This window comes from Sphingomonas sp. ID1715, assembly GCF_013044515.1.
Classification (GTDB): domain Bacteria; phylum Pseudomonadota; class Alphaproteobacteria; order Sphingomonadales; family Sphingomonadaceae; genus Sphingomonas_B.
Genome location: NZ_JABEPR010000001.1, coordinates 551474 through 576335, shown reverse-complemented (window position 1 = coordinate 576335; position 24862 = coordinate 551474). Strand labels below are relative to the sequence as shown.

29 protein-coding genes are annotated in these 24862 nt (G+C 66.9%); 13 read left to right on the top strand and 16 right to left on the bottom strand.

Annotated features, from left to right (window positions below):
- Positions 1–38: 38 nt before the first annotated feature.
- The 7 genes from HJG53_RS02855 to HJG53_RS02825 form a co-directional block, all read right to left on the bottom strand.
- Positions 39–788 carry a phosphoadenylyl-sulfate reductase gene (locus HJG53_RS02855; protein ID WP_171127654.1) on the bottom strand — a complete coding sequence of 250 codons (750 nt, stop codon included), beginning with the start codon at positions 786–788 and terminating at the stop codon, positions 39–41.
- Positions 781–1203, bottom strand: coding sequence for a DUF934 domain-containing protein (locus tag HJG53_RS02850; RefSeq protein ID WP_171127653.1), 423 nt, complete (start codon positions 1201–1203; stop codon positions 781–783). The genes HJG53_RS02855 and HJG53_RS02850 overlap by 8 nt, the downstream gene beginning before the upstream one ends.
- Positions 1196–2824: a nitrite/sulfite reductase gene (locus HJG53_RS02845; protein ID WP_171127652.1), complete on the bottom strand. Its 1629-nt coding sequence runs from the start codon at positions 2822–2824 to the stop codon at positions 1196–1198. The genes HJG53_RS02850 and HJG53_RS02845 overlap by 8 nt, the downstream gene beginning before the upstream one ends.
- Position 2825: 1 nt before the next feature.
- On the bottom strand, positions 2826–3122 hold the full coding sequence (locus HJG53_RS02840; protein WP_171127651.1) for a DUF2849 domain-containing protein: 297 nt from the start codon (positions 3120–3122) through the stop codon (positions 2826–2828).
- Entirely contained in the window at positions 3119–3880 is a 762-nt protein-coding gene (gene cobA, locus HJG53_RS02835; RefSeq protein WP_171127650.1) for a uroporphyrinogen-III C-methyltransferase, read from the bottom strand. The genes HJG53_RS02840 and cobA overlap by 4 nt, the downstream gene beginning before the upstream one ends.
- A 148-nt stretch (positions 3881–4028) precedes the next feature.
- Entirely contained in the window at positions 4029–5423 is a 1395-nt protein-coding gene (gene astD, locus HJG53_RS02830) for a succinylglutamate-semialdehyde dehydrogenase (protein ID WP_171127649.1), read from the bottom strand.
- Between the two features lie 40 nt (positions 5424–5463).
- A complete protein-coding gene (locus tag HJG53_RS02825) occupies positions 5464–6810 on the bottom strand; it encodes a protein adenylyltransferase SelO family protein (protein WP_368039487.1) in 1347 nt (448 codons plus the stop codon).
- Between the two features lie 148 nt (positions 6811–6958).
- Between HJG53_RS02825 and HJG53_RS02820 the strand changes: the two genes are divergently transcribed.
- The 4 genes from HJG53_RS02820 (at position 6959) to HJG53_RS02805 (ending at position 11669) form a co-directional block, all read left to right on the top strand.
- Positions 6959–7825 carry an alpha/beta fold hydrolase gene (locus tag HJG53_RS02820; protein WP_171127648.1) on the top strand — a complete coding sequence of 289 codons (867 nt, stop codon included), beginning with the start codon at positions 6959–6961 and terminating at the stop codon, positions 7823–7825.
- Between the two features lie 223 nt (positions 7826–8048).
- Positions 8049–9470 (top strand): nitronate monooxygenase family protein, encoded by a 1422-nt coding sequence (locus HJG53_RS02815; RefSeq protein ID WP_254447478.1) that lies wholly within the window; start codon positions 8049–8051, stop codon positions 9468–9470.
- A 55-nt stretch (positions 9471–9525) separates the two neighbouring features.
- Positions 9526–11211, top strand: coding sequence for a DEAD/DEAH box helicase (locus HJG53_RS02810; RefSeq protein WP_171127647.1), 1686 nt, complete (start codon positions 9526–9528; stop codon positions 11209–11211).
- Positions 11208–11669 (top strand): YaiI/YqxD family protein, encoded by a 462-nt coding sequence (locus HJG53_RS02805; RefSeq protein WP_171127646.1) that lies wholly within the window; start codon positions 11208–11210, stop codon positions 11667–11669. The genes HJG53_RS02810 and HJG53_RS02805 overlap by 4 nt, the downstream gene beginning before the upstream one ends.
- On the opposite strand, the gene HJG53_RS02800 is transcribed toward HJG53_RS02805, so the two are convergent.
- The gene (locus tag HJG53_RS02800; protein WP_217352569.1) at positions 11637–12515 is read right to left on the bottom strand and encodes a phosphatase PAP2 family protein; all 879 of its coding nucleotides are present in this window, start codon (positions 12513–12515) and stop codon (positions 11637–11639) included. The two genes, HJG53_RS02805 and HJG53_RS02800, sit on opposite strands and share 33 nt — an antisense overlap.
- A 154-nt stretch (positions 12516–12669) precedes the next feature.
- Between HJG53_RS02800 and HJG53_RS02795 the strand changes: the two genes are divergently transcribed.
- Both HJG53_RS02795 and HJG53_RS02790 read left to right on the top strand, forming a co-directional pair.
- Entirely contained in the window at positions 12670–12849 is a 180-nt protein-coding gene (locus HJG53_RS02795) for a hypothetical protein (protein WP_171127644.1), read from the top strand.
- Positions 12850–12978: 129 nt separating this feature from the next.
- Positions 12979–13221 (top strand): hypothetical protein, encoded by a 243-nt coding sequence (locus HJG53_RS02790; protein WP_171127643.1) that lies wholly within the window; start codon positions 12979–12981, stop codon positions 13219–13221.
- Positions 13222–13265: 44 nt separating this feature from the next.
- On the opposite strand, the gene HJG53_RS02785 is transcribed toward HJG53_RS02790, so the two are convergent.
- The 4 genes from HJG53_RS02785 to HJG53_RS02770 are packed head-to-tail and all read right to left on the bottom strand — an operon-like array spanning position 13266 to position 17483.
- Positions 13266–14534 (bottom strand): acyl-CoA dehydrogenase family protein, encoded by a 1269-nt coding sequence (locus HJG53_RS02785; protein ID WP_171127642.1) that lies wholly within the window; start codon positions 14532–14534, stop codon positions 13266–13268.
- Positions 14534–15223, bottom strand: coding sequence for a dienelactone hydrolase family protein (locus tag HJG53_RS02780; RefSeq protein WP_217352568.1), 690 nt, complete (start codon positions 15221–15223; stop codon positions 14534–14536). Before HJG53_RS02780 ends, HJG53_RS02785 begins: the two co-directional genes overlap by 1 nt.
- Entirely contained in the window at positions 15223–16482 is a 1260-nt protein-coding gene (locus HJG53_RS02775; RefSeq protein ID WP_368039486.1) for a phosphotransferase family protein, read from the bottom strand. The genes HJG53_RS02780 and HJG53_RS02775 overlap by 1 nt, the downstream gene beginning before the upstream one ends.
- 59 nt (positions 16483–16541) lie before the next feature.
- Positions 16542–17483 (bottom strand): D-glycerate dehydrogenase, encoded by a 942-nt coding sequence (locus tag HJG53_RS02770; protein WP_171127641.1) that lies wholly within the window; start codon positions 17481–17483, stop codon positions 16542–16544.
- A 43-nt stretch (positions 17484–17526) separates the two neighbouring features.
- Between HJG53_RS02770 and HJG53_RS02765 the strand changes: the two genes are divergently transcribed.
- Entirely contained in the window at positions 17527–18042 is a 516-nt protein-coding gene (locus HJG53_RS02765) for an SH3 domain-containing protein (protein ID WP_254447477.1), read from the top strand.
- A gap of 46 nt (positions 18043–18088) precedes the next feature.
- On the opposite strand, the gene HJG53_RS02760 is transcribed toward HJG53_RS02765, so the two are convergent.
- Together HJG53_RS02760 and HJG53_RS02755 are read right to left on the bottom strand one after the other, a co-directional pair.
- Positions 18089–18601, bottom strand: coding sequence for a CinA family protein (locus HJG53_RS02760; protein ID WP_171127640.1), 513 nt, complete (start codon positions 18599–18601; stop codon positions 18089–18091).
- Entirely contained in the window at positions 18601–19788 is a 1188-nt protein-coding gene (locus HJG53_RS02755) for an acetyl-CoA C-acyltransferase (RefSeq protein WP_171127639.1), read from the bottom strand. Before HJG53_RS02755 ends, HJG53_RS02760 begins: the two co-directional genes overlap by 1 nt.
- Positions 19789–19891: 103 nt before the next feature.
- Here HJG53_RS02755 and HJG53_RS02750 point away from each other — a divergent pair, with 103 nt between their 5' ends.
- Complete coding sequence (locus tag HJG53_RS02750) at positions 19892–20638, top strand: A24 family peptidase (protein WP_171127638.1); 747 nt, start codon at positions 19892–19894, stop codon at positions 20636–20638.
- Here HJG53_RS02750 and eda read toward each other — a convergent pair.
- Complete coding sequence (gene eda, locus HJG53_RS02745; RefSeq protein ID WP_171128133.1) at positions 20610–21200, bottom strand: bifunctional 4-hydroxy-2-oxoglutarate aldolase/2-dehydro-3-deoxy-phosphogluconate aldolase; 591 nt, start codon at positions 21198–21200, stop codon at positions 20610–20612. The two genes, HJG53_RS02750 and eda, sit on opposite strands and share 29 nt — an antisense overlap.
- Positions 21201–21352: 152 nt before the next feature.
- Here eda and HJG53_RS02740 point away from each other — a divergent pair, with 152 nt between their 5' ends.
- Positions 21353–22090: a S8/S53 family peptidase gene (locus HJG53_RS02740; protein WP_171127637.1), complete on the top strand. Its 738-nt coding sequence runs from the start codon at positions 21353–21355 to the stop codon at positions 22088–22090.
- A 1-nt stretch (position 22091) separates the two neighbouring features.
- Here HJG53_RS02740 and HJG53_RS02735 read toward each other — a convergent pair whose 3' ends face one another.
- The gene (locus HJG53_RS02735; protein WP_171127636.1) at positions 22092–23012 is read right to left on the bottom strand and encodes an NAD(P)/FAD-dependent oxidoreductase; all 921 of its coding nucleotides are present in this window, start codon (positions 23010–23012) and stop codon (positions 22092–22094) included.
- Positions 23013–23063: 51 nt separating this feature from the next.
- Between HJG53_RS02735 and trmD the strand changes: the two genes are divergently transcribed.
- From trmD to HJG53_RS02715, 4 genes are all read left to right on the top strand, one after another.
- Complete coding sequence (gene trmD, locus HJG53_RS02730) at positions 23064–23810, top strand: tRNA (guanosine(37)-N1)-methyltransferase TrmD (protein ID WP_171127635.1); 747 nt, start codon at positions 23064–23066, stop codon at positions 23808–23810.
- Positions 23807–24199 carry a 50S ribosomal protein L19 gene (gene rplS / locus HJG53_RS02725; RefSeq protein WP_171127634.1) on the top strand — a complete coding sequence of 131 codons (393 nt, stop codon included), beginning with the start codon at positions 23807–23809 and terminating at the stop codon, positions 24197–24199. Before trmD ends, rplS begins: the two co-directional genes overlap by 4 nt.
- A 105-nt stretch (positions 24200–24304) precedes the next feature.
- A complete protein-coding gene (locus HJG53_RS02720) occupies positions 24305–24595 on the top strand; it encodes a hypothetical protein (RefSeq protein ID WP_171127633.1) in 291 nt (96 codons plus the stop codon).
- Between the two features lie 120 nt (positions 24596–24715).
- Positions 24716–24862 carry a hypothetical protein gene (locus HJG53_RS02715; protein ID WP_171127632.1) on the top strand — a complete coding sequence of 49 codons (147 nt, stop codon included), beginning with the start codon at positions 24716–24718 and terminating at the stop codon, positions 24860–24862.

The window sequence follows — 24862 nt, the reverse complement described above, 5'->3', positions numbered from 1 at the left end:
CGAAAGGGCCTCGGAGCGATCCGGGGCCCTTTTTCGTATCAGAACACGGGGTCGTCACCGGGGGTGTGGATGCCGCACTCGGTCTTGTCCCAGCCGCGCCAGCGGCCGGCGCGCGGGTCCTCGCCCGGCTTGACCTTGCTCGTGCAGGGGGAGCAGCCGATCGACGGATAGCCCTGCGCCTCCAGCGGGTGACGAGGCAGTCTGTGCTCTTCGAAATAGGCGTCGAGCCGGTCCTTCGACCAGTCGGCGAGCGGGTTCACCTTCAATCGCCCCTCGTCGATTTCGAAGCGCGGCAAGGCACCGCGCGTCTTGCCTTGAAAGCCTTTGCGGCCGGAAATCCAGGCGTCGAACGGCGCCAGCGCGCGGCGGAGCGGCCGCACCTTGCGCAGATCGCAGCAGCCGTCCGGATCATAGGACCAGCGTAGGCCCGTACTATCCTTCGCCGCGAGGTCGTAAGGGTCGGGACGGAAGACGCGGAGATCGGTAAAGCCCAGCCGTTCCGAAACCTCGTCCCGATAGGCAAGGGTCTCGCCGAAGATCTTCTGCGTGTTGAGAAAGATCAGCGGGATGTCCTTGTCGATCTCGGCGATCAGGTGGAGCAGGACCGCCGATTCCGCGCCAAAAGACGACACCACCGCGACCCGTCCCTTGAGCTGGGTGGTGAGCAACTCGCGCAGCATCTCGGTCGTGCCGACGCCCGCATAGCGCGCGTTCAACGCATCGGCGTCCGCCTCCACGAAAGCCGGCGCGGTGTCGATCAGATCGAGGCGGCGTGCGGCATTAGCCATGGCGCAGCTTCCACACCGGCACCGCGCGATCGGCCGCCGTTTGATAGAAATAGGGGAAGCGGCTCAGCGCCTCTTCGACCAGCTTGGGATCGAGGGGCTGATGCGGCGCGAAGCTGTCGAAGCCGCAGCGACGCATGAACAGGATCTGGTCGACCAGCACATCGCCTTCGGCGCGGAGTTCGCCCGCATATCCATTCTCGCGCAGGATTCGCGCGGCCGAATAGCCGCGGCCGTCGCGGAAGCGGGGAAAGGCGATCTCGACCAGCCTGAGGCGATCGAAGTGCGGGATCAGCTTGCGCACATCCTCGCCCGCCTCGACCCGCACGGCATGGGCGTCTTCCTGGGTGAGAAAGGCGTCGAGGGTGACGGCGGGTTCTTCGTACGCGTCGTCGGTGCGGAAACGGAGTTCAGCCATAAATGGCCTCCTTGAACGGGTCGAAGCCGACGCGGCGATAGGTGTCGAGGAAGCGTTCGCCGGGTTCACGCAGGGACACGTACCGGTCGGTGACGCGCTCGATTGCGTCGACCACGCCGTCCTCGTTGAAGCCGGGGCCGGTGATCTTGCCCAGGCTCGCGTCCTCGGCCCCCGATCCGCCGAGCAGCAGCTGGTAGTTCTCCGTGCCTTTCCGGTCGACGCCGAGGATGCCGATATGCCCGGCATGGTGATGGCCGCAGGCGTTGATGCAGCCGCTGATCTTGAGTTTCAGCTCCCCCAGATCGCGCTCGCGTCCGGCGAAGCGCTGCGCGATCTTCTGCGCGACCGGGATCGAGCGCGCATTGGCCAGGCTGCAATAGTCGAGACCAGGGCACGCGATGATGTCGCTGATCAGGTCGAGATTGGCATTGGCGAGACCCGCCGCGTCGAGCGCCTGCCAAACGGCATAGAGATCGGCCTTGCGAACATGCGGCAGCACGATGTTCTGCGCATGCGTGACGCGCAGCTCGTCGAAGCTATAGCGTTCGCCCAGATCGGCCATCAACTCGATCTGGTCGGCCGAGGCGTCACCCGGAATGCCGCCGATGGGCTTCAGCGAAATGTTGACGATCGCATAGCCCGGCGCCTTGTGCGGCTTGACGTTCTGATCCAACCAGACGGCGAAGTCGGGGTCCGAACGGTCGATTTCTTCGCTGAGGCCCGTTTCGAACGGCGGCGGCGCGAAATAGCTGGCGATCCGGTCGAACTCGACGCGCGGGACGTCGATGCCGAGCTTCACCAGTTCCTGCCACTCGGCCTCGACCTGCCGCGTGAATTCCTCCTGCCCGAGATCGTGAACCAGGATCTTGATGCGCTGCTTGTGGATATTGTCGCGGCGCGCCCAGCGGTTCCACACCCGCACCGCCGCCTCGATATAGCTCATCAGGTGATCGGCGGGCAGGAATGGGCGGATCAGCGGCGCCACGAACGGCGTGCGCCCCATGCCGCCGCCGATATAGACTTCGAAGCCGAGTTCCCCCGCCTCATTCTTCACCAGCTTCAGGCCGAGATCGTGCAGCCGGATCGCCGCGCGGTCCTCGTCTGAGGCCGTGACCGCGATCTTGAACTTGCGCGGAAAGTAGCTGAACTCCGGGTGGAAGGTCGTCGCCTGACGGATCAGCTCGGCCCAGGGACGCGGATCGGCGACTTCGTCGGCGGTCGCGCCGGCATATTGGTCGGACGAAGTGTTGCGGAAGCTTTCGCCCGACGTCTGGATCGCGTGCATCTCGACGGTGGCGAGATCGGCTAGAATATCAGGCGCCTGCTCGAGCTTGATCCAGTTATACTGGATGTTCTGCCGAGTGGTGAAATGGCCATAGCCGCGGTCATAGGTGCGGGCGATATGGCCGAGCATCCGCATCTGCCGGCTGTCGAGCGTGCCATAGGGGATCGCGACACGCAGCATATAGGCGTGGAGCTGGAGATAGAGGCCGTTCTTCAATCGCAGCGGCTTGAACTGGTCCTCGGTGATGTCGCCGGCAATGCGGCGACGGACCTGATCCCGAAACTCGTCGACGCGCGCATCGACGATTGCCTGGTCGTATTGGTCGTAGCGGTACATGTCAGATCACCCAGCTGCCGGCATTCGGGTCGGCGGGTTTGAGGGTCAGGTCGGGGCGCACCGTCGGTCCGAGCGCGCGGATACGATCCTTGATGTGGGCGGGGCGGGGGCCGTCGGCCGTCTCGACCGCGTCGATGATATAGGGATTGTTGACGCGCCGGGCGCCTTCCTCGCGGGTGAGGATCGCTTCGCCGGTCTCGCCGACATCGATCGCATCTTCGACATGCAGCGACCAATAGCTGCCCGCCCACCAGGTTACCGCGCCGCTGGCGAGATCGTTGCCGGTCAGGATCTTCACGCGAGCTTCTCCGGCTGGGCGGCGAAGCGCCGCAGCACGTCATGCGCGTCCGATCGGTCCACCACTTCGCCGACCACGATGATCGCCGGGCTCTTCACTCGCTCGCGTTCGATCATCCCGCCGACGTCCGCCAGCAAAGAGCGGAGCGCGCGGGCGCCGGGACGGGTGCCGTCCTGCAATACCGCGACCGGCATGTCGGGTGAGACGCCGTCGGCGATCAGCTTCTCCGCGATGTCGGCGCCGGTTGCCACGCCCATATAGATGACGAGCGTGCGGCCCTTGCCCGCCAGCCCCGACCAGTCCTGGTCGGTCAATCCTTTGCACTGGCCCGCGACGAAGCTGACCGCGCTCGACACTTCGCGATGGGTGAGGGGGAGCATCGCCTCGGCCGCGCAGCCGAGCGCGGCGCTGACGCCCGGCACTACTTCGACCGGCACGCCGGCGGCGCGGCACGCTTCCGCTTCCTCCCCGCCGCGACCGAAGATGAACGGGTCGCCGCCTTTCAGCCGCACGACCTTGTTGCCGGCAAGCGCCTCTTCGACGAGCAGCAGGTTGATCGCGTGCTGGGCGAGCGTGTGGCGGCTGCGCTGCTTCGCGACCGAGATGCGCGGCGCATCGCTGAGGTCGAGGATGCGCGGATCGACCAGGCCGTCATGGACGATCAGGTCGGCATCGCGCAGCAGCCGCGCAGCCTTCAGCGTCAACAGCTCCGGATCGCCGGGGCCGGCGCCAACGAGATAGACATGTCCCAAGGTCATGAGGGGCAGATGGGCCTCTGACCGCGTTGTCACAAAGCAGGGATGCTTTGAGGCCCTTTAGCCCACCTTTCCCGTTCGTTTCGAGCGCAGTCGAAAAACGAGTGCAACGTCTGGCGCGCTTCTCGACTGCGCTCGAAGCGAACGGAGTTTAGGGGCGCAACCCGGTTGTGATCGTTCCCTCCACCTTGTCCGCCATTGTGCTCACGACCGGATAGGCGACATAGTCGGCCGCGTAATAGGCGCTCGGCCGGTGGTTGCCGGACAGGCCGACGCCACCGAATGGCGCGGCCGACGAAGCGCCATTGGTCGGCTTGTTCCAATTGACGATGCCGGCGCGCGCGCTTGTCCAGAAGCGCTCGAACAGCGCCCGGTCGCCGCCGACCAGCGACGCGGAGAGGCCGTAGCGCGTGGCATTGGCTTCGGCGATGGCAGCGTCGAAATCGGACACGCGAACCAGTTGCAGGACAGGGCCAAACAGCTCTGCGTCCGGCCGGTCGCCCACCTCGGTCACGTCGATAAGGGCCGGCGTGACAAACGGCAGATCGGGTTCGAGCCGTTCCAAGGGCCGGATCACCTCCGCGCCGCGCTCAACCAGCGACAGAAAGGCTTCGGTAAGGGCGTCGGCGGCGTCATTGTCGATGACTGGCCCGAGAAAGGGCTGCGGCTCGTCGTGGGGTGCGCCGACGATCAGCCGGTCGGTGAGCTTGTTGAGCTTGTTGATCAGGGCGATGTGATCGCCATCGCGGACGATCAGCCGCCGCGCCGCGGTGCAGCGCTGGCCGGCGCTCAGATAGGCGGATTGGGCGATGATGGTGGCGGCGGCGTCGAGGTCGTCGGCGTCCCACACGATCAGCGGGTTGTTGCCGCCCATTTCCAGCGCCAGGATCTTCTCTGGCGTGTCGGCGAATTGGCGGTTGAGGGCGAGGCCGGTGCGCGCCGAGCCGGTGAAGAGCAGCCCGTCGATGCCGGGGTGCGACGACAATGCGCGGCCTTCGTCAGGCCCGCCGATCAGTAGCCGCGCGGCGCCTTCGGGCACGCCGGCTTCATGGTAGAGCCGGATCAACATCTCACCACTGGCAGGTGTCTTTTCCGATGGCTTGAACACCACAGCGTTGCCGGCAAGCAGCGCCGGGACCATGTGGCCGTTCGCCAGATGCGCGGGGAAATTGTAGGGGCCGAGCACCGCCAGCACGCCGTGCGGCTTGTGGCGCAGCGCCGCGCCGGCGCCCAGTTCGCGCGTGCCGGTGCGTTCCTCCAGCGCACGGATCGAAATCTCGACCTTGTTGACGACGGTGTCGACTTCGGTGCCCGCCTCCCACAGCGGCTTGCCGGTTTCCCGTGCGATCAGGTCAGCGAAGGCAGGGCGGCGCTCCCGGGCAAGATCGGCGAAGCGGCGAAGGATCGCGACGCGTTCTTCGAGCGGCGTGCGTGCCCAGGCGGGGAAGGCAGCGCGAGCGGCCGCGACTTCCCCGTCGACGTCGCCGATAGGCGCGCGCCAGAGTTCGCAGCCAGTCGCGGGTTCGTGGGAGATGAGGTCAGTCATGGGAGCCAGGTAGCAAATCCTCCCTGTAACCGGGAGGAGCTTATTGGAGCGCCGCGCCCATGTTCCTGATCCGCTCCACCTTCGCGTAGAGCGCGGACCAATCGTCCCGCTCCGCGATGGGCGACCAGATGGCTTCCACTTCCTCGATGTGCATCGAACAAGGGTCGCCTGCCCAATAAGGATGATCGAGCGCGCGGGCCGGGCGATAGTGGGCGATGCGAGTGCGGAAGTCGCTGAATGCCTCGTGGGCGTACGGCGTATCGTCGCCCCGCAGGTTGCCGCCGGCCCAGTCGAAGAAGAAATGGTCGATCGGGATCTGGCTGCCGATCAGCGCCTGCTCGATCGCGGCGACAAGGCGGATGTCTTCGTCCAGCCCGCGCGGGTGGACGCCCAGGCGCCAGAGGAAGCGTTCGACCAGTGCCTGTCGGTAGAGTTCGGGAAAGCGGTCCAGTTCAGCGATCAGCGCGTCGACATCCGCGAGGGTGCGGAGCGCGCCGGCAAGCTGCACCACGTCCCACTGGATCGCCTCCGCCTGCCGCCCGAACGCATAAAGGCCGGCATGGTCGAAATAGGCGGCGGTGAAGTTCGGGTCGAAGACCGGCGCGAAACGCCAGGGGCCGTAGTCGAAGCTCTCGGCGGTAACGTTGATATTGTCGGAGTTCAGCACGCCATGAACGAAGCCGGCCGCCATGTAGCTGGCGGCGAGGCGCGCGGTGCCCGCGACCACATGGCGCACCAGCTCGACCGGATCGCTGCTCGCCGAGCCGAAATAGGTGCGCAGCGCATAGTCCGTCAGGCGCTTCAGCTCATCGTCCAGTTTCAGATAGGCGAGGCGCTGGAAGCAGCCGATGCGGATATGGCCGTGGCTCATCCGGACCATGACCGCCGAGCGGGTGGGGGAGGGCTCGTCGCCGCGATGGAGTTCTTCGCCGGTCTCGATGAGCGAGAAGGTGCGTGAGGTGTTGACGCCCAGCGCCTGCAGCATCTCGGTCGCGAGAATCTCGCGCACGCCCCCTTTGAGCGTCAGTCGCCCGTCGCCGAAACGGCTATAGGGAGTTTGACCCGAACCCTTGGTGCCGAGATCCAGCCACCGGCCGCTCTGGTCCTTTAGCTGCGCGAATAGAAAGCCGCGGCCATCGCCGATGTCAGGATTGTACACGCGGAACTGGTGGCCGTGATAGCGGAGTGCCAGCGGCTCCGGCAGGTTGTCGGGCAAGGGTTTGAAGCGGCCGAAGTGCCTAATCCAGTCCTCGTCGGAGAGGTCCTGCAACCCGATCTCGCTCGCCGCGCTATCATTGCGGAAGCGCAGGATGGTCCTGGGGAAGTCGGCGGCCACGACCGGATCGGCGAGAAAGTCGGCGACTTCGAGGATGGGTGGAGGGCTCACCAACAACTCCGTTCGTTTCGAGCGCAGTCGAGAAACATGCGTGACGTTCGACCCCGCTTCTCGACTTCGCTCGAAGCGAACGGGAGGGGCGGAGGTTGCATGATCCTTTGACGCCCGCAATATGGCGGCCGATTGAGGGAGCGTGGCCTTGGCGCATTACACCGACGGCTATTGGTGGAATGACGAACTGCGCCTCCACTACCGTGACTATGCCGGCGGTGCCGACGGGCGGCCGGTAATCCTGTGCATGCCGGGACTGACGCGCAACGCGCGCGACTATGAGAGCCTGGCGGAACGGCTTGCCCCCGACTGGCGGGTGCTTTCGATCGAGTTTCGCGGGCGTGGGGAGAGCGCCTATAGCAAGAACCCGGCATCCTACACGCCGCTCATCTATGCACTCGACGTGCAGGCGCTGATCCGGGAGCTGGAGCTGACCGGCTTAGTCGCGATCGGCACATCGCTGGGTGGCCTGGTGACGCTGTTGATGGCGGAGGGCGAGCGGGAGCGGATCAGGGGCGTGGTGTTGAACGATGTCGGGCCGGAGCTGAACTCGGCGGGCATCGACCGTATTCGCGCTTATGTGGGACGCAGCGCGAGCTGGCCGACCTGGCTCCACGCAGCGCGTGCGCTCGCCGACACGCAGCGAGCTGCTTTTCCCGATTACGCAATCGAGGATTGGCTGCGCATGGCGAAGCGCCTCTATCGCCTGTCTTCGGGCGGGCGGATTGTGCTGGACTATGACACGCGCATCGCCGAACCGATGAAGACCGCCGGCGATCAGCCGCCGGCTGACCTCTGGCCAGCGATCGCCGCCATTGCCGACGTTCCGACGTTGGTGGTGCGCGGCGAACTGTCCGATGTGCTGGCGCCCGCGACAGTGGAGCGCATGACTCAGATCCTTAATCAAGCCGAAGCTGTGACTGTGCCACGCATCGGCCATGCGCCGACCCTGGACGAACCAGAAGCGGCCGCGGCTGTCGATCGACTGTTGGCGCAGGTGCTGGCGAACGGCTGAAAAGCACCCGCCGGGAGCAAGGGGGTTCGGGGCTCCCGGCGGGCGAAGATCGCTTTAGCCTGATGATCTACTAACTTGTGATAAGGCCCGAAGTTCCGCTCTTTGTCTCGGAATGGGACGATTTCTCAGAGGAGCGTTCACTCCTTCCGCGCGTTGCGCGAGCAGGCGGATTGGAGCCAAGTTTCTTTGCCCGACCGCCGAAACCGCTGCTATAGGCGCGCCGATGAACGCTGCGACCATGGGTTTCAAGGGCCTGAAGCCGATCCTCTATGCCGGACGCGAAGTCTGGCCGCTGATCGAGGGCGGCAAGGGCGTGTCCGCCACCAATCACCAGAGCTCCGGCGCCTGGGCGGCCGCCGGCGGCATCGGCACAGTCTCCGCGGTCAATGCCGACAGCTATGACCCGACCGGCAAGATCGTGCCCCAGGTCTATCAGGCGCGCACGCGGCGCGAGCGGCACGAAGAGCTTATCGAATATGCGATCGCGGGTGCCGTCGAGCAGGTGAAGCGCGCCTATGAAATGGCGGGCGGCAAGGGCGCGATCAACATCAACGTGCTGTGGGAGATGGGCGGAGCCCAGCGCATCCTGCACGGCGTGCTGGAGCGGACGCGCGGCCTGGTCGCTGGCGTGACCTGCGGGGCGGGCATGCCCTACAAGTTGTCCGAGATCACCGCCTCCTACGGTGTTAATTATCTGCCGATCATCAGCTCGGCGCGCGCGTTCAGTGCCTTGTGGAAGCGGGCCTATTCGAAATTCTCGGAATGGCTGGCGGCGGTTGTTTACGAAGATCCGTGGCTGGCCGGCGGGCATAACGGCCTGTCCAACGCGGAGAATCCGCTCGAGCCGCAGGATCCCTATCCCCGCGTCAAGGCATTGCGCGAAACGATGCGCAGCGGCGGCATTTCGGACGAGGTGCCGATCGTGATGGCCGGCGGCGTCTGGTATCTGCGGGACTGGAACCACTGGATCGACAATCCGGAACTCGGCTCGATTGCCTTCCAGTTCGGCACCCGGCCGCTGCTGACCCGCGAAAGTCCGATCCCGGACGGGTGGAAGCAGGCGCTGATGACGCTGGAACCCGGCGACGTGCTACTTCACAAATTCTCGCCGACGGGTTTCTATTCGTCGGCGGTTCTCAACCCCTTCCTGCGCGAGCTGGTCGCGCGGTCGGAGCGGCAGATCGCCTTTTCGGGCGAGATGGCGGGTGACCATACCCACCAGCTCGATGTCGGAGTTAAGGGCAAAAACTTCTGGGTGACGCGCGGCGACCTGCTGCGCGCGCGCGAATGGTACGGCCTGGGCTTTACCGAGGCGCTCAAGACCCCCGACAACACGCTGATCTTCGTCACGCCGGCCGAGAAGGCGGTGATCCGCAAGGACCAGGCCGATTGCATGGGCTGCCTCAGCCAATGCGCCTTCTCGGCCTGGGCCGACAACGAGACCAACTCGACTGGCCGCCTGGCTGACCCGCGCAGCTTCTGCATCCAGAAGACGCTGCAGGACATCGCGCATGGTGCACCCGTCGACCAGAACCTGATGTTCGCGGGGCACAATGCCTACAACTTCAAGAAGGACCCCTTTTATTCGAATGGGTTCGTGCCGACGGTAAAGCAGCTGGTCGACCGGATTTTGACCGGGGATTGAGCCCCGGAGTTTACGGCGCTTGGGATTCAGGCGCACCACACCATTTAAGGCGATCATGTCCTTTTCAGATCTCCCCCAGCCTCTCGCCGAGGCTCTCGTCGCGCGCGGCTATGAGGCGCCCACCGCGGTGCAAGCGGCCGTGCTCGAACCGCAGGCGCAAGGCCGCGACCTGATCGTCTCCGCCCAGACCGGGTCCGGCAAGACGGTCGCCTTTGGCCTCGCAATGGCCGGCGAACTGCTCGACGGCGCCGCGCTGCCGCGCCCCGGCGCGCCGCTAGCGCTCGTCATCGCGCCGACGCGTGAACTGGCGCTGCAGGTGAGCCGCGAGCTCGTATGGCTCTACGACAAAGCGGGCGGGCGCATCGCCACCTGCGTCGGTGGCATGGACCCGTCGAAGGAGCGTCGTGCTTTGTCACACGGCGCGCACATCGTCGTCGGCACGCCTGGCCGGCTGCGGGACCATCTCGAACGCGGTGCGCTCGACCTCTCGGCGCTGCGGGTGGCGGTGCTCGATGAGGCCGATGAGATGCTCGACATGGGCTTTCGCGAGGACCTCGAGCAGATCCTCGACGCCTCGCCGCAGGAACGACGGACCCTGCTCTTCTCCGCGACGATGCCCAAGCCGATTGTCGCGCTGGCGAAGCGCTACCAGCGCGATGCGCTGCGCATTTCTACCGTCGGCGAGGAACGGGGGCATGGCGACATCGCCTATCAGGCGTTGGCCGTCGCCCCACCGGATATCGAACATGCCGTCATCAACCTGCTGCGCCTGCACGAGGCCGATACGGCGATGCTATTCTGCGCCACGCGCGAGAATGTCCGGCACCTGCACGCCACGCTGATCGAACGCGGCTTCGGGGCGGTGGCCCTGTCCGGTGAGCATAGCCAGAATGAGCGCAACGCGGCGCTGCAGGCGCTCCGTGACCGCCGCGCGCGGGTCTGCGTCGCGACCGACGTGGCGGCGCGCGGCATCGACCTGCCGAGCCTCAGCCTCGTAATCCATGTCGAGTTGCCGCGCGACGCGGAGACGCTGCAGCACCGGTCCGGCCGCACGGGACGCGCCGGCAAGAAGGGCACCGCCGTGCTGGTCGTGCCCTTCCAGCGCCGTCGCCGGGTCGAAATGATGCTTCGGGGCGCGCGCATCAGCGCCGAGTGGATCGATCCGCCCACGCCCGAGCAGATCAGGGCGCAGGACCGCGAGCGGCTGCTCGACACGCTGCTGCAGCCCGTCGACGTGGACGAGGAGGACCAGGCGATTGCGGCGCGGCTGCTCGCTCAGCGCAGCCCGGAAGAGATTGCCGCGGCCCTGGTGCGCGCGCATCGCGCAGCGCTGCCCGAGCCGGAGGAGCTGGTCGGTAGCTCGGGGCCGCAGGAGCGGACGCGCGAGCCGCGCGGCGGCTTCGACGGCAGCGCCTGGTTCCGCATCGATGTCGGCCGCCGCCACAATGCCGATCCGCGCTGGATCCTGCCCCTGCTCTGCCGCCGCGGGCACATCACCAAGGCCGAAGTCGGGGCGATCCGCATTCAGCCGAATGAGACGCATTTCGAAGTCGCGGGGGGTGTCGCCCAGCGCTTTGCCTCGGCTTGGCACCGCAGTGCCGACAAGGGCGATCCGGAAAGCAATATCGCCCTGGAACCCCTGCAGGGTGGGCCGGTGCGAGAGGCGCCGCGCAAGACCTACAAGCCGCGTCCCCATGGCAAGCCGAATGCCAGCGGCAGAAGGCCCGGTCGAGCACGGTGAGTGTCCGCATCCTGGTCGATGCCGATGCCTGCCCGGTCAAGGACGAGGTGTATCGCGTCGCCTTCCGCCACGAAGTGCCGGTGACGATCGTCAGCAACAGCAGGCTGCGGGTGCCGGAGCATCCGCTCGTCACTCGTCAAATCGTGAGCGAAGCCTTTGACGCTGCCGACGACTGGATCGCGGCCGAGGCGGATGGCCACACGGTCGTGATCACCGCCGATATCCTGCTCGCCGATCGCTGCCTGAAGGCCGGAGCACGGGTGATCTCGCCGACCGGAGAGCCGTTCACCTCGGCTTCGATCGGCTCCGCCGTCGCGATGCGGGCGATCATGGCCGACCTGCGCGCCGGCGGTGACGTGGTGGGCGGACCAAAGCCGTTCGCCAAGGCCGACCGGTCGCGCTTTCTGTCGCGACTGGATGATGCGCTAGTGGCGCTGAAGCGCAACGCGGCGCGCTGACGAGGGCAGCAAGCTCCGCGTCGGCGCGGTGTCCAGCCGCACGGCGCATGCGGCGGCTATAACGGCCAGCACCGCTCCTGCGAGCACGTCCACCATATAGTGTCCGCCGAAGATCGGCGTGGCGAGAACCGTCAGCCCGGCCCACACCGGTCCGGCGACCCGCAGCCCCGGCACGTAGCGAAAGCCCCGGGCGAACAGCAGCCCCAGTGTGGCGTGGTAGGAAGGGAAGGTGACGATGCCTTCCGGCTTCATGAAGTCGATCGTGCGGACGGCGCCGCTCCGCAGACCGTGCAGCAGTTCCGCCTGTTGCCAGGGCACCGCGGGCCAGAGATAGCGATATTGCGCGGGATCGAACAGGTTGCCGTTGGCCGGAACGACAGCGGAGAGGAACACGGTCGCAAAGCCGGACAGGATCGCGGCGCACACCAGCAGACGCAGCCGGCTGAGCTCGCCCGCCGCGCTTAGCCCGCAGATCAGCACTACCATCTGCAGCGACAGGCTGTGATAGCTGAAACCGAGCAGCGGGACTGCGAGTGGCCAGCGGTCAAGCGTCGCGCGGAGCACCGGCCACTCGAGACCCATGGCCCGGTCCGCCTGCGCCAGGCTGCCGTCCCATAGCGGCCCGGCGCGAGCGGTGAAGGCGTAGGACAGCGCGATCGCGAGCAGCGTAAACAGGGTCATCTGGATGAGCGCGACCGCTCCGGCGCGGGCGCGCGGCTGGTCCAGCCGCTTCGCGCGGCGGAAGCCGATGGCCAGTCCGCCGAGGATCAGCGCGGCTGCGGCCAAACCCGGCGCTGCAAAGGCGAAGGGACGTGTGACCTGCAGCATCAGGAAGGTCGCAAACATCAGTGCGAGCAGAAGCCAGGATACGCGTTCCGCTCTGGTGACGTCGGCAGCTTTCATTGCTACCGCAACGCTTAAGTCCGGCAACGGCTTCGCGGAAGGCACCTGCTCCAACGGCTCGATGTCGCTGCGCCCCAACGATGAGGTCAGGAGCAACATGGCCGAGAAGTTCGAACGTCATCGCCAGCCCTGGCGGCCGGACGAAGTGCAGAAACTGCACACGCTCGCCAAGAAGGGCATGGCGCTGAAGGCGATCGCCAAGGCGCTCACCCGCAGCGAGGAGTCGGTGAAGGACCGCGCGAAGCAGGACGGACTCAGCATCGCCAAGCTGCGGTGAGGATGTCGCCGGCGTCCTTGCTCGGTTGCGAGCGACGCTAAAGCCGCGCATGCTGCCGGGATGAGACGGCCACGCATGAATCACGATGAGACACCTCCCTCGGCAGATCGCGGGAAAGGTGGTCGCCGGGTGGAGCGGCGCGTCCTCATCGGAGCGGCTGCGACAGGTGCGTCGGCCACCGGATCAGCGGCCACTGGCGCCGTTGCCGGCGCCGCAGCCGCCTTAGGAGCGCTGGCGATCGGTGCTTTCGCCGCGGGCGTGGTGGTAATCGGGCGCCTGAGGGTGGGCGAGGCACGCATTCGCAAGCTGCGCATCGACGAGCTGGAAGTCGGCCGTTTGGTCGTTCAAAACAATGACCGGGAGCCAGAGTAGGCGCACATACCTGCGCCGGGAAGGTTCGACAGGAAGCGCCGTCGTCACCCGTCCACGAAGCCGAACAGATGCCCCGCGACCTTGCGCATCTGGATCTCTTCCGAGCCTTCGGTGATGCGGTAGCGGCGGTGGTGGCGGTAGATATGTTCGAACGGCTTGTGGCGTGAATAGCCGATGCCGCCATGGACTTGCATCGCGAAATCGGAGGCCTGGCAGACCAACCGGTTCGCCCGATAATTGCACATGCTGACCTTGTCGGAGAGGCGGATCGCCACTTCGGGCTTGGACATGGTGTCCATTTCGGCCGCCGTCTTGTAGATCAGCAGGCGCAGCATCTCGGCTTCGGTGGCGAGTTCGACAAGCGGAAACTGGATCGCCTGATTGACGGCAAGCGGCTTGCCGAACGGCTTGCGTTCACGCGCATATTTCACCGCTTCGTCGATGCAATATTGCGCCGCCCCGACGGAGCTTGCCGCTTGGCGGATGCGGTTTTCGTGGACGAAATGCTGGGCGACCGCGAGGCCTTGATCCAGCTGGCCCAAGATGGCGCTTTCCGGGACCCAAACGCCCTCATAGCGCAGCCGCGGGTGATCGGTCGGCATGTTGAAGGTCCAGAGATAGTCGCCGACCTGGAAGCCAGGTGCGTCGGTCGGCACAATTAAGCAGGTGATGCCCCGCGCCTTGCCGTCCTCACCCGAAGTGCGCGCGAAGGTCATCACATGCGTCGCGACATGGACGCCGGTGATCCACACCTTCTCGCCGTCTATGCGGTAGCCGGCGACGCCGTCCCGCTCCTCCGGCACCGCGCGCGTATCCATATGCGTCGCGTCGGAGCCATGCGCCTCCTCGGTCAGGCCGAATGACCAGCGCATGTCGCCCGTGAGCATCGGGGGGATGAAGGCGCGCTGCTGTTCGGGCGTGCCGAAGTCGCGCAGCATCAGCACCTGGACGAGATTGCCGACGATGCTCGATTCATTCTGTAGGTCGTTGTGCAGGCCCAATCCCTTGGCGGCGAGGTGATGACGGATCACTGCCATCGCCAGGTTCGATCCGTCCTTGCCGCCATATTCGGCCGGAATCGCGAAGCGGTAGTGACCCGCAGCGTCCGCACGCTGCCGCATTACGGCGAGCAGCGCCTCCCATTCAGGTCGCGGCAGGCCACCGCGATCCCAGTCCGTCCGCGCATGCTCGCGGCGGTGATCGAAGAAGCGGATATTGTCGTCCGCCTGCTCGAGCGGCGTGATCTCGCGCGCGATGAACGCGTCGAGTTCGGCGAGGTAGGCGGTGATCTCCTGCGGGATGCCGAACAGCATCAGGCGAAGCACTCCTTCAGCATCGCTGCCGCCATGGACCAGGACCGCGCGTCAGCTTTGGCGTCGTAGCGAAACCCTGGATAATTGAGTTGCTCAACCGCGGGATCGGTGAAGCTGTGGCCGACGCCACCGAATTGGTGGAGCTGCCAGTCGGCGCCGGCCACGTCCATCTCCGTGCGAAAGGCGGCGCGGTCCTCGTCGGGGATCAGCGGGTCCTGATCGCCGATCATCATCAGCACCTTGCCCTTGGGCAGCCCGGTCGACCCCGCCGGTTTCTTGAAGCTGGGGTGGAAGGCGATGGCGCAGGCGATCGGCGCCGCGTCGCGCAGCATCTCCAGCGCCACGATGCCGCCGAAGCAGAAGCCGAGCACCGCGTGTGGCCCCCTGGATAGCCTGGCAAGTTGCTCCAGCCCCGCACGCGCCCGGCGGCGGAGCAATGACGCATCCGCCATCAGCCCGCCCATCAACGCGCCGGCCTCCTCGACCGAGCCGGCCGTGCTGCCGTACATGTCGAGCGCGAAGGCGACATAGCCGAGACCTGCGGCGCGCGTGGCCATGTCCTTGCTGTGCTGGCTGACGCCTGTGCCCTGATGGAGGATCAGCACCCCGGGACCGTCCTGCGGCCCGTCGGCCAGCCAGCCGGTCAGCGGGTGACCATCGCAGTCATATTGGACGCGCTGCAAGTCCATCATCCCCTCCATCGCTCCTGCGCAATCTTCAGCGCGCTGTATTTGGGTTGGTCGGCGACCAGCTTGGCAAGCGTTTCGCGCTTCAGCCGGGCGAGCAGGCCGGGCGTGGCGAGGTTGGCGCGGCCGGCGAGCAGGTCGTCACTGAGTTCGCGATCGAAGGGCAGGGCGGCTTCGCGCGTCAGCATGCCGAGGGCATTCAGCGCGACATTGGCCTGGAAGCGATCGCGGCCGGCGAGCTGCGGTTTCACGTCGCGATGGATCCATTCGGCCAAGGCTTCAAGCAATTCTGTGGGGGAGGGTTCGCCCTGGCGCCGGACCGGCGCCGGATCCGGGAAATGGACGGGACTGCGTTCCGCCTCGGGTGCATCCTCCTCGAGCAGCATCAGCAGGTCGACTTCCGTCTCAGATGCGCGGCGGCCGATTACTGCGCGCTCCAGACTGCGGTCGCGGCCCGAGCGCCAGATCTCCGCCATTTCGAGGGACGTCAGGCCCCACCAGAGCGTCGAATAGACGAGCCAGAAGCGGAAGCGCGCCGGATCGACCGCGACACCACTTTCCCGTTCGTATGCTGCGAACAGCTCGGGCAACTGGCCGATGCCGAAGGCGGGCTGATCGATGCGACCGAAGCGCCAGCTGTTGATGCAGCCATAGGCAAGGTCCTGATGTCGATCGCCGACATGGGCGAGCTCCCAGTCGAGCACGGCAGTGAGGCCGCTCGCGGCGGCCATGAGATTGCCGATCCGGAAGTCGCCGTGGAGCAGCACCGGCGGTGCGGGCGGGGGCAGGTGGTCGCGCAGCCAGCTAAGCGCGAGCGCCATGACCGGCCGGTCTCCGCCATGGCTTTCGAAGTGAGCCGCGAGAGCGTCGACCATCTCCGCCGTCTCAGTGCGAGAGACACCGTCCGGCACCTCGTCCAGCCCGATCGAGTGGATGCGGGCGAGTTCGCGCGCGAAGTCGTCGAGGAGGCCGCGTGCGGGATCGGCAAGCAGCTGGCGCGGATCGGCCGTCCCCTCCACCCGGCGCATCAGATAGCCGCTGCCGAGCCCGTCCTCTGGCGCAAGTTCGCCGACCACTTCCGGCGCCTTCACGCCGTGGCTGCGAGCGAGGCGGATCAGTGCCGCTTCGGTGTCGTGTCCGTAGGTCCGCCCTGCCATCAGCTCGGCGCGCGGCCCGCGGCGGAGCACATAGCCCCGGCCGTCGCGGTCGAACGACCAGCTTTCCATATTGGCGCCGCCGGTCAGCCGCGTCAGCTTTTTCACCGCTCCACCGGGGCCGAGCATTCGCTGGACGGCAGCGGCGAGCGGTGCCGGCTCCAAAACTAGGCCCAGCCCTCAAGAACCTGATCGGGCGGGCGGTGACCGTCGGCCCACATGCGGATATTGGCGATCACCTTTTCGCCCGTCGCATGCCGCGCCTCGATCGTGGCCGACGCCATGTGCGGTAGCATGACGACATTATCGAGCGCGAGCAGGCGCGGGTCGACCGCGGGTTCATGCTCGAACACGTCGAGACCCGCACCGGCGATGGTGCGGTTGGCGAGCGCGTCGATCAGCGCGGGTTCGTCGACGATCTCGCCGCGCGCGATGTTGATCAGATAGCCTTGGCGGCCAAGCAGCTCGAGCCGGCCGGCGTCGATCAGGTGGTGGGTCGAGGCGTTGTGCGGGCAGTTGATCGAGAGGATGTCGATCTCGGTCAACATATCGTCCAACTCGGGATGCCAGACGGCGCCGACCGCGCGCTCGACCACGTCGGGCAGCCGGCGACGGTTGTGATAATGGATTGAAAGGCCGAAGCCCCGCGCCCGCATCGCGATGGCCTGGCCGATCCGGCCCATGCCGAGAATGCCGAGCGCCTTGCCGTTGACGCGGTGGCCGAGCATGGTGGTCGGGCCCCAGCCCCCCCAGTTGCCGGACCGGACCAGCCGCTCGCCCTCCGACAGGCGCCGGGGCACTGCCAGTATCAGCGCCATCGCCATGTCGGCCGCGTCTTCGGTCAGCACACCGGGCGTGTTGGTGACGATAATGCCTCGGGCTCGGGCGGCCTTCAGGTCGATGTGATCGACGCCGTTGCCATAGTTGGCGATCAGCTTCAGCCGCGGGCCGGCCCGATCGATCAGCGCCTCATCGACGGTGTCCACGATCGTCGGCACCAGCACCTCGGCTGCGGTCAAATCGTCGGTGAAATCGAACAGCTCGCGCATCCGCGCCTCGATCGCTTCGGGCAGGGTGCGGGTGACGAGGATGCGCGGGCGGCTGGCCATGAGGATGAGCTAGGCAGGGGCGACGGAAGCCGTCAAGCGCGGCTTGAAGCACGAGTCCGACTGCGGCAACAAGCCGGTCATGCTGAAGCCGTTGCCGATCGCCGCTCTGATGCTGTTCTGCCTCGCCGCGCCCGTTGCCGCGCAGGACAAGAAGCCGCCTTATTGGGCGTCGGTGGTGCCGAACGAAGCCAATATCCGCACCGGCCCTGGCCGCAATTTCCCCGCCATCTGGCAGTTCCGCCGCGCCGGACTGCCGGTCAAGGTCGTCGCGATCTTTCCGGCGTGGCGGAAGGTGGAGGATCCGGACGGGGCGCAGGGGTGGATGCAGGCCAACATGCTGTCGGACCAGCGCACCGGCATGGTCCGCGGCGATGTCGCACCGATGCGCGCCCGGCCAGAGGGCGGTGCCGCGATCGTCTGGCGCGCCTCCCCTGGCGTGGTCGGCAAGCTCCGCAGCTGCCGCGACGGCTGGTGCGACTTCGACGTCAAGGGCCGCCGCGGCTGGATCGAAGCACGCAGCCTATGGGGCGTGGCGCCGGGCGAGGCGGTGGAGGAGTGACATACCGAGCCCCTCTCCCCTGGAGGGATAGGGCTTCAGCGCTCGCTCAATCCACGGCGTCCAGCATCATCTCCAGCGCCGCGCGGGTGGCAGCGCAGCGGACGGCGCCGCGGCCGATGTCGCCGAAATGTTCTTCGCGGTGGTGGGTGGTGCGGCCGCGGCGGATGCAGGCGAAGTGGACCAGGCCCGGCTCGTCCTCCGGAGCGCCACGACCGGCAAAGCCGGTAACGGAGACGGCAATGTCCGCGCGGCTATGGGCGAGAGCGCCGTTCGCCATGGCGAGCGCGACTTCCTTGCTGACCGCCCCGTGCGTGTCGATCAGGCCGCGAGGGACGCCGAGCATGCCGGCCTTGGCTTCCTCGGTATAGACGGTGAAGCCGCGCTCGAATGCGTGACCCATGCCATCGACGTCGGTCAGCAGCGAACTGATCAGGCCGCCGGTGCAGCTCTCCGCGGTGGCAAGCTTGAGGTCGCGGTCGCATGCCGCCTTGAGCAGCTCGATCGCAAGCGCTTCGACATCCTCCGGGACCCCGCCGCTGAGCGTCTCGGCGCCCGCCATCAGTGCATCAGCTCGACCGCGACTGCCGTGGCCTCGCCGCCGCCGATGCAGAGCGAGGCAAGCCCGCGCTTCTGCCCGTTCTTCTCCAGCGCAGACAGCAAGGTCGCCATGATCCGCGCACCGCTCGCGCCGATCGGATGACCGAGCGCGGTGGCGCCGCCATGGATGTTGAGCACGTCGTGCGGGATCGACAGGTCGCGCATCGCGATCATCGCCACCACGGCGAAGGCCTCGTTGACTTCGAACAGGTCGACATCGCCGATCGCCCAGCCGGCCTTGTCGAGCGCCTTCTGCATCGCGAACACCGGCGCGGTCGTGAACTTGGCTGGCAGATGCGCGTGGGCGGCGTGGCTGACGATCCGCGCCACAGGCGTCGCGCCGAGCCGTTCGGCGACGCTTGCGCGCGTCATCACCAGCGCGGCCGCGCCGTCTGAGATGGACGAGGCATTCGCGGCGGTGATCGTGCCGTCCTTGGCAAAGGCGGGCCGGAGCGAGGGGATCTTCGACACGTCCCCCTTGGCCGGCTGCTCGTCCTCGCCGACCGTCACGTCGCCTTTGCGGCCGGTGACAGTGACGGGGACGATCTCGCGCGCGAAGCTGCCGTCCCGCTGCGCCTGTTGCGCGCGAGTGAGGGAGGTGACGGCGTAATCATCCTGCTGTTCGCGCGTGAACTGATACTCGCGTGCCGTGTCTTCGGCGAAGGCGCCCATCAGCTTGCCGGGATCATAGGCATCCTCGAGGCCGTCCAGATACATGGAGTCGAACATGCGGTCGTGGCCGATGCGGGCGCCGCCGCGATGCTTGGTCATCAGATAAGGCGCGTTGGTCATGCTCTCCATGCCGCCCGCGACGAGCAGATCGACCGAACCCGCCCCCAGCGCCTCGGCGCCCATGATCGCCGCCTGCATGCCGGAGCCACACATCTTGTTGACCGTGGTCGCCTCGACTGAATCGGGCAGTCCGCCCTTGATCGCGGCCTGCCGCGCCGGTGCCTGGCCCAGGCCGCCCGGGAGCACGCAGCCCATATAGATGCGCTCGACCGCCTCCTTGGCGACACCGGCGCGCTCGACCGCGGCACCGACCGCCGTCGCGCCGAGTTCGGTCGCGCTCGCGCCGCTCAGCGCGCCCTGGAAGCCGCCCATCGGGGTGCGGGCATAGGAAAGGAGGACGATCGGATCGGCGGTCATGTGGACTCCTGAGGCAGGTTCTCACCCCCTTATCCGTTCGTATCGAGCGAAGTCGAGATACGCGCTTCTCGACTTCGCTCGAAGCGAACGGCAGGGGGGTGTCATGTGGGCATTGGCTGGTCTGATACTAGGCGCGATCGTCGGCAGCTTTCTGGCGACGGTGGCGATCCGCTGGCCCGCAGGCGAGCAGGCGATGACTGGCCGCTCGCGCTGTGACCGCTGTGGCCAGAGGCTGGGTTCCCTCGAGCTGGTGCCAATCCTCTCGTTCCTGATCCGGCGCGGCCGGTGTCGCGCCTGCGGCGGGGCCATCGACCGTCGGCATTTGCAGATCGAGATTGCAGCGGCGCTGATCGGCGCCGTTTCCTTTGCCATCGTGCCGGGATTGAGCGGCGTGTCGGGCGGGGTTTTCGGCTGGGGCCTGTTGCTGCTGGCCGTGCTCGATGTCGAGCATTTCTGGTTGCCGGACCGGGCGACGGGGCTGCTCGCCCTGCTCGGCATTGCATTCGGAGCCGCCGGAGCACCGCCATTCCCAAACGATCGGCTCATCGGCATGGCGGCGGGCTTCCTGAGCCTCTGGCTGATCGGCTGGACCTATCGCCTCGTGCGGAATCGGGAAGGGCTGGGCGGCGGCGATCCGAAGCTCTTTGGGGCGATCGGCGCCTGGCTCGGCTGGGCGGCGCTGCCCTATGTGCTGCTGCTCGCGGCCCTGGCGGGGCTCGGCGGGGTGCTGCTCGCCCGCGCGCGTGGCGCGGACATCTCGCCGACGACGCGACTGCCGTTCGGCGCGTTGCTCGCGGTGGCTGCCTGGCCGGTGTGGCTGGTCAGCGCGGGAGTGACGATGCCCGGCTAGCTGCCGCCTCGATCTCTGCGGTGCTCAAGCCCGGCTTCACCAGCCAGGACCCGCCGACGCACAGCACTGCTTCCTCCGCCAGCCAAGCAGGAGCGGTTTCGAGCGTGATCCCCCCAGTTGGGCAGAAGCGGACGTCGCCGAAGGGTCCGGCGAGTGCCTTCAGCGCCCTCAGCCCCCCGCTCGCCTCGGCCGGAAAGAATTTGAACCGGTTCAGGCCGAGGTCGAGGCCGCGCATGATGTCGGAGGCGTTGGCGACGCCCGGCAGGAAGCAGGCCCGCCGCGCGGCCGCCGCCTTGGCGAGCCTGTCGGTCAGACCCGGGCTGACGATGAACCGCGCGCCGGCGTCAAGCGCCTGGTCGAGCTGCGCTGCGTCGAGCACCGTGCCCGCGCCGACGATCGCGCCATCAATCGCGGTCATGGCGGCGAGCACTTCGAGCGCGCGAGGCGTACGCAGCGTCACCTCCAGCACCGGTAGGCCGCCCTTCACCAGCGCGGCGCCGATCGCAACCGCTTCGCTTGGATCGTCGAGCACGAGTACCGGAATGACGGGGGCCGCCCGCATGATCGTTTCGATGGCGTTCAACTCCGGGCTCCTTGGCGGTCAACCATTCGTCGCGATTAGCGTGATTTTCACTTCCGTGAAGTAGCAGGGCAACACATATTGATGTCGCGAGTCCGGGGGGATTCGTGGAGTTCAGTTCGGTCGGGGGGCCGATGGCTTTGCGTTTGTTGCTGTTCCTGATCGGCCTGATGGGCTCGGTTTCCGCCACTGCCCGCCCGCTCGTCGCCGTGATCGACAGCGGCGTGGCGCGCACGCCGCAGCTGGCGAACGTCTTGGTCGGCGAATATGACGTCGCTGGCGACCGGCCGGCGTTCCAGCCGCGCTATGACCATGGCACCATGGTCGCGACGATCCTTGATCGCGAGGCGCAAGGTGCAGTCGACATCGTCTCGATCCGCATCGACGACCCGGCCGGCTGTCCGGCCGACCGTTCGCCGCCCTGCCAGCCTTCGTCCCGCCCCGTGGCGGCAGCGATCGACAAAGCCGCGGAGCTGGGCGTCACCGCGATCAACCTGTCGCTCGCGCTCGCCGACGCGCCGGACATCACCGAAGCCGTGCGGCGCGCCGCAGCCAAGGGGATCATCGTCGTCATGGCGGCCGGCAACAATGGCCGTGACCATCCGGACAACACCGCCATGGCCCGCGCCGGCTTTCCGCGCGCGGTGCTGGTCGGGGCGACCGATCTGGCCGGCAATCCCTGGCGCGGCACCAATCGGCCCGACGCGGACGACTATCTCTATGTGTGGCGGCGCGGCGTGGACGTGCCGACGGTGACGGCGGCCGGGGCGCAGGTGACGGGCACAGGCACATCCTTTGCGGCACCGGTCGAGACCGCGCGCCGCGTGCTTGCCGCCACTCGCGAAGTGGCCGCCCTGAGCGGCACGCACTGACCTAACGTAGCAGCGGGCTCTGCTTTGCCAGGTCGTTGCGGATCGTCGTGGCCGCGACGCCGCCTTCGCCCATCGCATGGCTGATCTGGTCGAGGCCTTTGACCACGTCGCCGGCCCCGTAGACGCCCGGCACCGACGTGCGCTGATGATCGTCCACCTTGATGCAGCCATCGGGCGCGAGATCCACGCCGATCATCTTCGCCAATGCGGAATGCACGTCCGATCCGAGCGCCGGATAGACGCTGTCGAACCGCTGTTCGCCTGACGGCGTGACGAGCACGATCTCGTCGCCCTCCAGTCTCACATCTGTGACCGGCCCATCTTTCGCGGCGATGCCGAACTGATCGAGCCGATCCCATTCCTGTGTGCCAAGCTTGCGGTGCTCGGTGTCGGGCGCGACCAAAGTCACATGCGGCGTGAAGCTGCGCAGGAAGATGGCCTCGGCCACCCCGTGACTATCGTCGCCGATGATGCCGACGCGCTTGTCTGTCACTTCATAGCCGTCGCACACTGGGCAGTAGCGGATCAGACCGCGCGCCAATGCCTCGTCATGCACTTGCTCGTCCATTGGCGGCCGACGGTTGGTGACGCCGGTTGCGAGTAGTACCGTCCGCGTGGTCTCGCGACCCGAGCCCCATTCCGCCTCGAAGCCGCCGTCGACCCGGTCGAGCCTCGTCACGCGGGCGCACTCGATCTTGGCGCCATATCTCTGCGCCTGTTCGGTCATTAGCCGGATCAGCTCCTTGCCGTTGACGCCCTCCGGATAGCCGGCATGGTTGTGGGAGCAGGGGATCAGGCTCGCGCGGCTGTTGCCGGCATCGATCAGGCGAATGCGCAGGTGAAAGCGGGTCAAGTAAATGGCGGCGGTCAGGCCGGCGGGGCCGCCGCCGACGATCAAACAGTCATGGTCGAAGTCGCTCATCGTTCCACAAAGTTGCGGCGCCCGCGAAGTTCCTTCAGGAGCGCAGCCCTGATGCCCTTTGCCGCCACCGTCCTCACGCTCTACCCCGACATGTTTCCGGGACCGCTCGGCGTCAGCCTGGCCGGGCGCGCGCTGGGCGAGGGCCTGTGGTCGCTGGAGACGGTCCACATCCGCGACTTCGCGGCCGACAAGCACCGCACCGTCGACGACACGCCTGCCGGTGGGGGCGCGGGGATGGTGCTGCGCGCCGACGTGCTCGCCGCCGCGGTTGATCACGCAAGGGGCCGGTCGCCGGAGGCGCCGGTGCTGGCAATGAGCCCGCGTGGGCGCCCGCTCACCCAGGCGCGAGTGCGGCAGCTCGCCGGGGGGCGCGGCATCACGATCCTGTGCGGGCGGTTCGAAGGCTTTGACGAGCGCATCTTCGATGGCCGGGACGTGGAGCCCGTGTCGATCGGCGACTATATCCTGTCGGGCGGCGAGCTCGGGGCGATGGTGCTGCTGGATGCTTGCATTCGGCTGCTTCCGGGCGTAATGGGCGCCGCTTCCAGCGGTATCGAGGAAAGCTTCGAAAGCGGCTTGCTCGAATATCCGCATTATACCCGACCAGTCGACTGGGAAGGGCGCACGATCCCCGAAGTGCTGCGATCGGGGGATCATGCGAAGATCGCCGCCTGGCGGAAACACCAGGCGGAGGCAGATACACGGCTAAGGCGGCCGGACCTTTGGGAGCGCCACGAGGGCGCTCGGGTCGGGTCGCCCTCTGGCGCGCGGCGACGACAACAGGACCAAGAGCCATGAACCTGATCCAGACGCTCGAAGCCGAGCAGATCGCCAAGTTCAACGAAGCGAAGAAGATTCCCGAATTTCGTCCCGGCGACACGCTGCGCGTCGGCGTGCGCGTGGTCGAAGGCGACCGCACCCGCGTCCAGGCCTATGAAGGCGTGTGCATCGCCCGCGCCAACAAGGGCATGGGCTCCAGCTTCACCGTTCGCAAGATCAGCTTCGGCGAGGGTGTCGAGCGCGTCTTCCCGCTCTATTCGCCGAACATCGAGTCGATCGATGTGGTGCGCAAGGGCGTCGTCCGCCGCGCGAAGCTCTATTATCTGCGCGGCCGCACCGGCAAGTCGGCCCGCATCGCCGAACGCCGCGACACGCGTCCGGCCAAGACTGCCGAAGCCGCCGAATAAACGGGGCAACGGCGTTGCGACACGAGCCGGCGGGGCATCCGCCGGCTCTTTTCGTTTCGGCAAGGTTTTGGCCCTACGCTCCACGGCTCGAGCAGGAGGCGTGCAATGGCCGTCGGCGGCGTGAATTATTCCTCTCCCGTGCGCGTGAACGGCTATGCGTGCATGAACTGCGCGGAAGTGACGCTCGCAAGCCGGCACATCGACCCCGCTCACCCGCAATCCGGTCCGTTCGACCGTAACGCGGCGGTCGATCCGAGCCGCCGTGGCGTGGACCCGATCAAGGTCGAAGCCTTGCGAAAGGCAGCCCAAGGCTCGGCGGCCGTCGTGGGCTATTCCGCTCACGGCATCGTTACCGCTCCGCTCGCGCCCGGATCGACCTTCGCTCTGACCGGCTGACGCGAGCCTCTCCTAACAGGCATGTTCTGATCGCTGAAGCCGATCAAACTGACGGGCACTGATCGTTTCTGCCGCTGAAGACGCACAGGTAAAGCAGCTCCATCTATAGAGAGGTGCGGTTTGATCCACGGTGTTGCAGTCGGCCTGTATCTCGGCTTCCTGGCCACGCTTGCGGGGCTGGAGAGCCGGGGCGTGAAGCGTCGCGCCGGCCTGCTTGCCGGCAGTGCATGCTGGCGTGATCCGGCGGCGTCCGGCGCCGACGACTGA

Bases quoted from the DNA above. Each gene is read 5' to 3' on its own strand.
- HJG53_RS02855 (WP_171127654.1), bottom strand. From the start codon at position 788: ATGGCTAATGCCGCACGCCGCCTCGATCTGATCGACACCGCGCCGGCT.
- HJG53_RS02850 (WP_171127653.1), bottom strand. From the start codon at position 1,203: ATGGCTGAACTCCGTTTCCGCACCGACGACGCGTACGAAGAACCCGCC.
- HJG53_RS02845 (WP_171127652.1), bottom strand. From the start codon at position 2,824: ATGTACCGCTACGACCAATACGACCAGGCAATCGTCGATGCGCGCGTC.
- cobA (WP_171127650.1), bottom strand. From the start codon at position 3,880: ATGACCTTGGGACATGTCTATCTCGTTGGCGCCGGCCCCGGCGATCCG.
- astD (WP_171127649.1), bottom strand. From the start codon at position 5,423: ATGACTGACCTCATCTCCCACGAACCCGCGACTGGCTGCGAACTCTGG.
- HJG53_RS02815 (WP_254447478.1), top strand. From the start codon at position 8,049: ATGAACGCTGCGACCATGGGTTTCAAGGGCCTGAAGCCGATCCTCTAT.
- HJG53_RS02810 (WP_171127647.1), top strand. From the start codon at position 9,526: ATGTCCTTTTCAGATCTCCCCCAGCCTCTCGCCGAGGCTCTCGTCGCG.
- HJG53_RS02800 (WP_217352569.1), bottom strand. From the start codon at position 12,515: ATGTTTGCGACCTTCCTGATGCTGCAGGTCACACGTCCCTTCGCCTTT.
- HJG53_RS02795 (WP_171127644.1), top strand. From the start codon at position 12,670: ATGGCCGAGAAGTTCGAACGTCATCGCCAGCCCTGGCGGCCGGACGAA.
- HJG53_RS02785 (WP_171127642.1), bottom strand. From the start codon at position 14,534: ATGCTGTTCGGCATCCCGCAGGAGATCACCGCCTACCTCGCCGAACTC.
- HJG53_RS02780 (WP_217352568.1), bottom strand. From the start codon at position 15,223: ATGGACTTGCAGCGCGTCCAATATGACTGCGATGGTCACCCGCTGACC.
- HJG53_RS02770 (WP_171127641.1), bottom strand. From the start codon at position 17,483: ATGGCCAGCCGCCCGCGCATCCTCGTCACCCGCACCCTGCCCGAAGCG.
- HJG53_RS02760 (WP_171127640.1), bottom strand. From the start codon at position 18,601: ATGGCGGGCGCCGAGACGCTCAGCGGCGGGGTCCCGGAGGATGTCGAA.
- HJG53_RS02755 (WP_171127639.1), bottom strand. From the start codon at position 19,788: ATGACCGCCGATCCGATCGTCCTCCTTTCCTATGCCCGCACCCCGATG.
- HJG53_RS02750 (WP_171127638.1), top strand. From the start codon at position 19,892: ATGTGGGCATTGGCTGGTCTGATACTAGGCGCGATCGTCGGCAGCTTT.
- eda (WP_171128133.1), bottom strand. From the start codon at position 21,200: ATGCGGGCGGCCCCCGTCATTCCGGTACTCGTGCTCGACGATCCAAGC.
- HJG53_RS02740 (WP_171127637.1), top strand. From the start codon at position 21,353: ATGGCTTTGCGTTTGTTGCTGTTCCTGATCGGCCTGATGGGCTCGGTT.
- HJG53_RS02735 (WP_171127636.1), bottom strand. From the start codon at position 23,012: ATGAGCGACTTCGACCATGACTGTTTGATCGTCGGCGGCGGCCCCGCC.
- trmD (WP_171127635.1), top strand. From the start codon at position 23,064: ATGCCCTTTGCCGCCACCGTCCTCACGCTCTACCCCGACATGTTTCCG.
- rplS (WP_171127634.1), top strand. From the start codon at position 23,807: ATGAACCTGATCCAGACGCTCGAAGCCGAGCAGATCGCCAAGTTCAAC.
- HJG53_RS02720 (WP_171127633.1), top strand. From the start codon at position 24,305: ATGGCCGTCGGCGGCGTGAATTATTCCTCTCCCGTGCGCGTGAACGGC.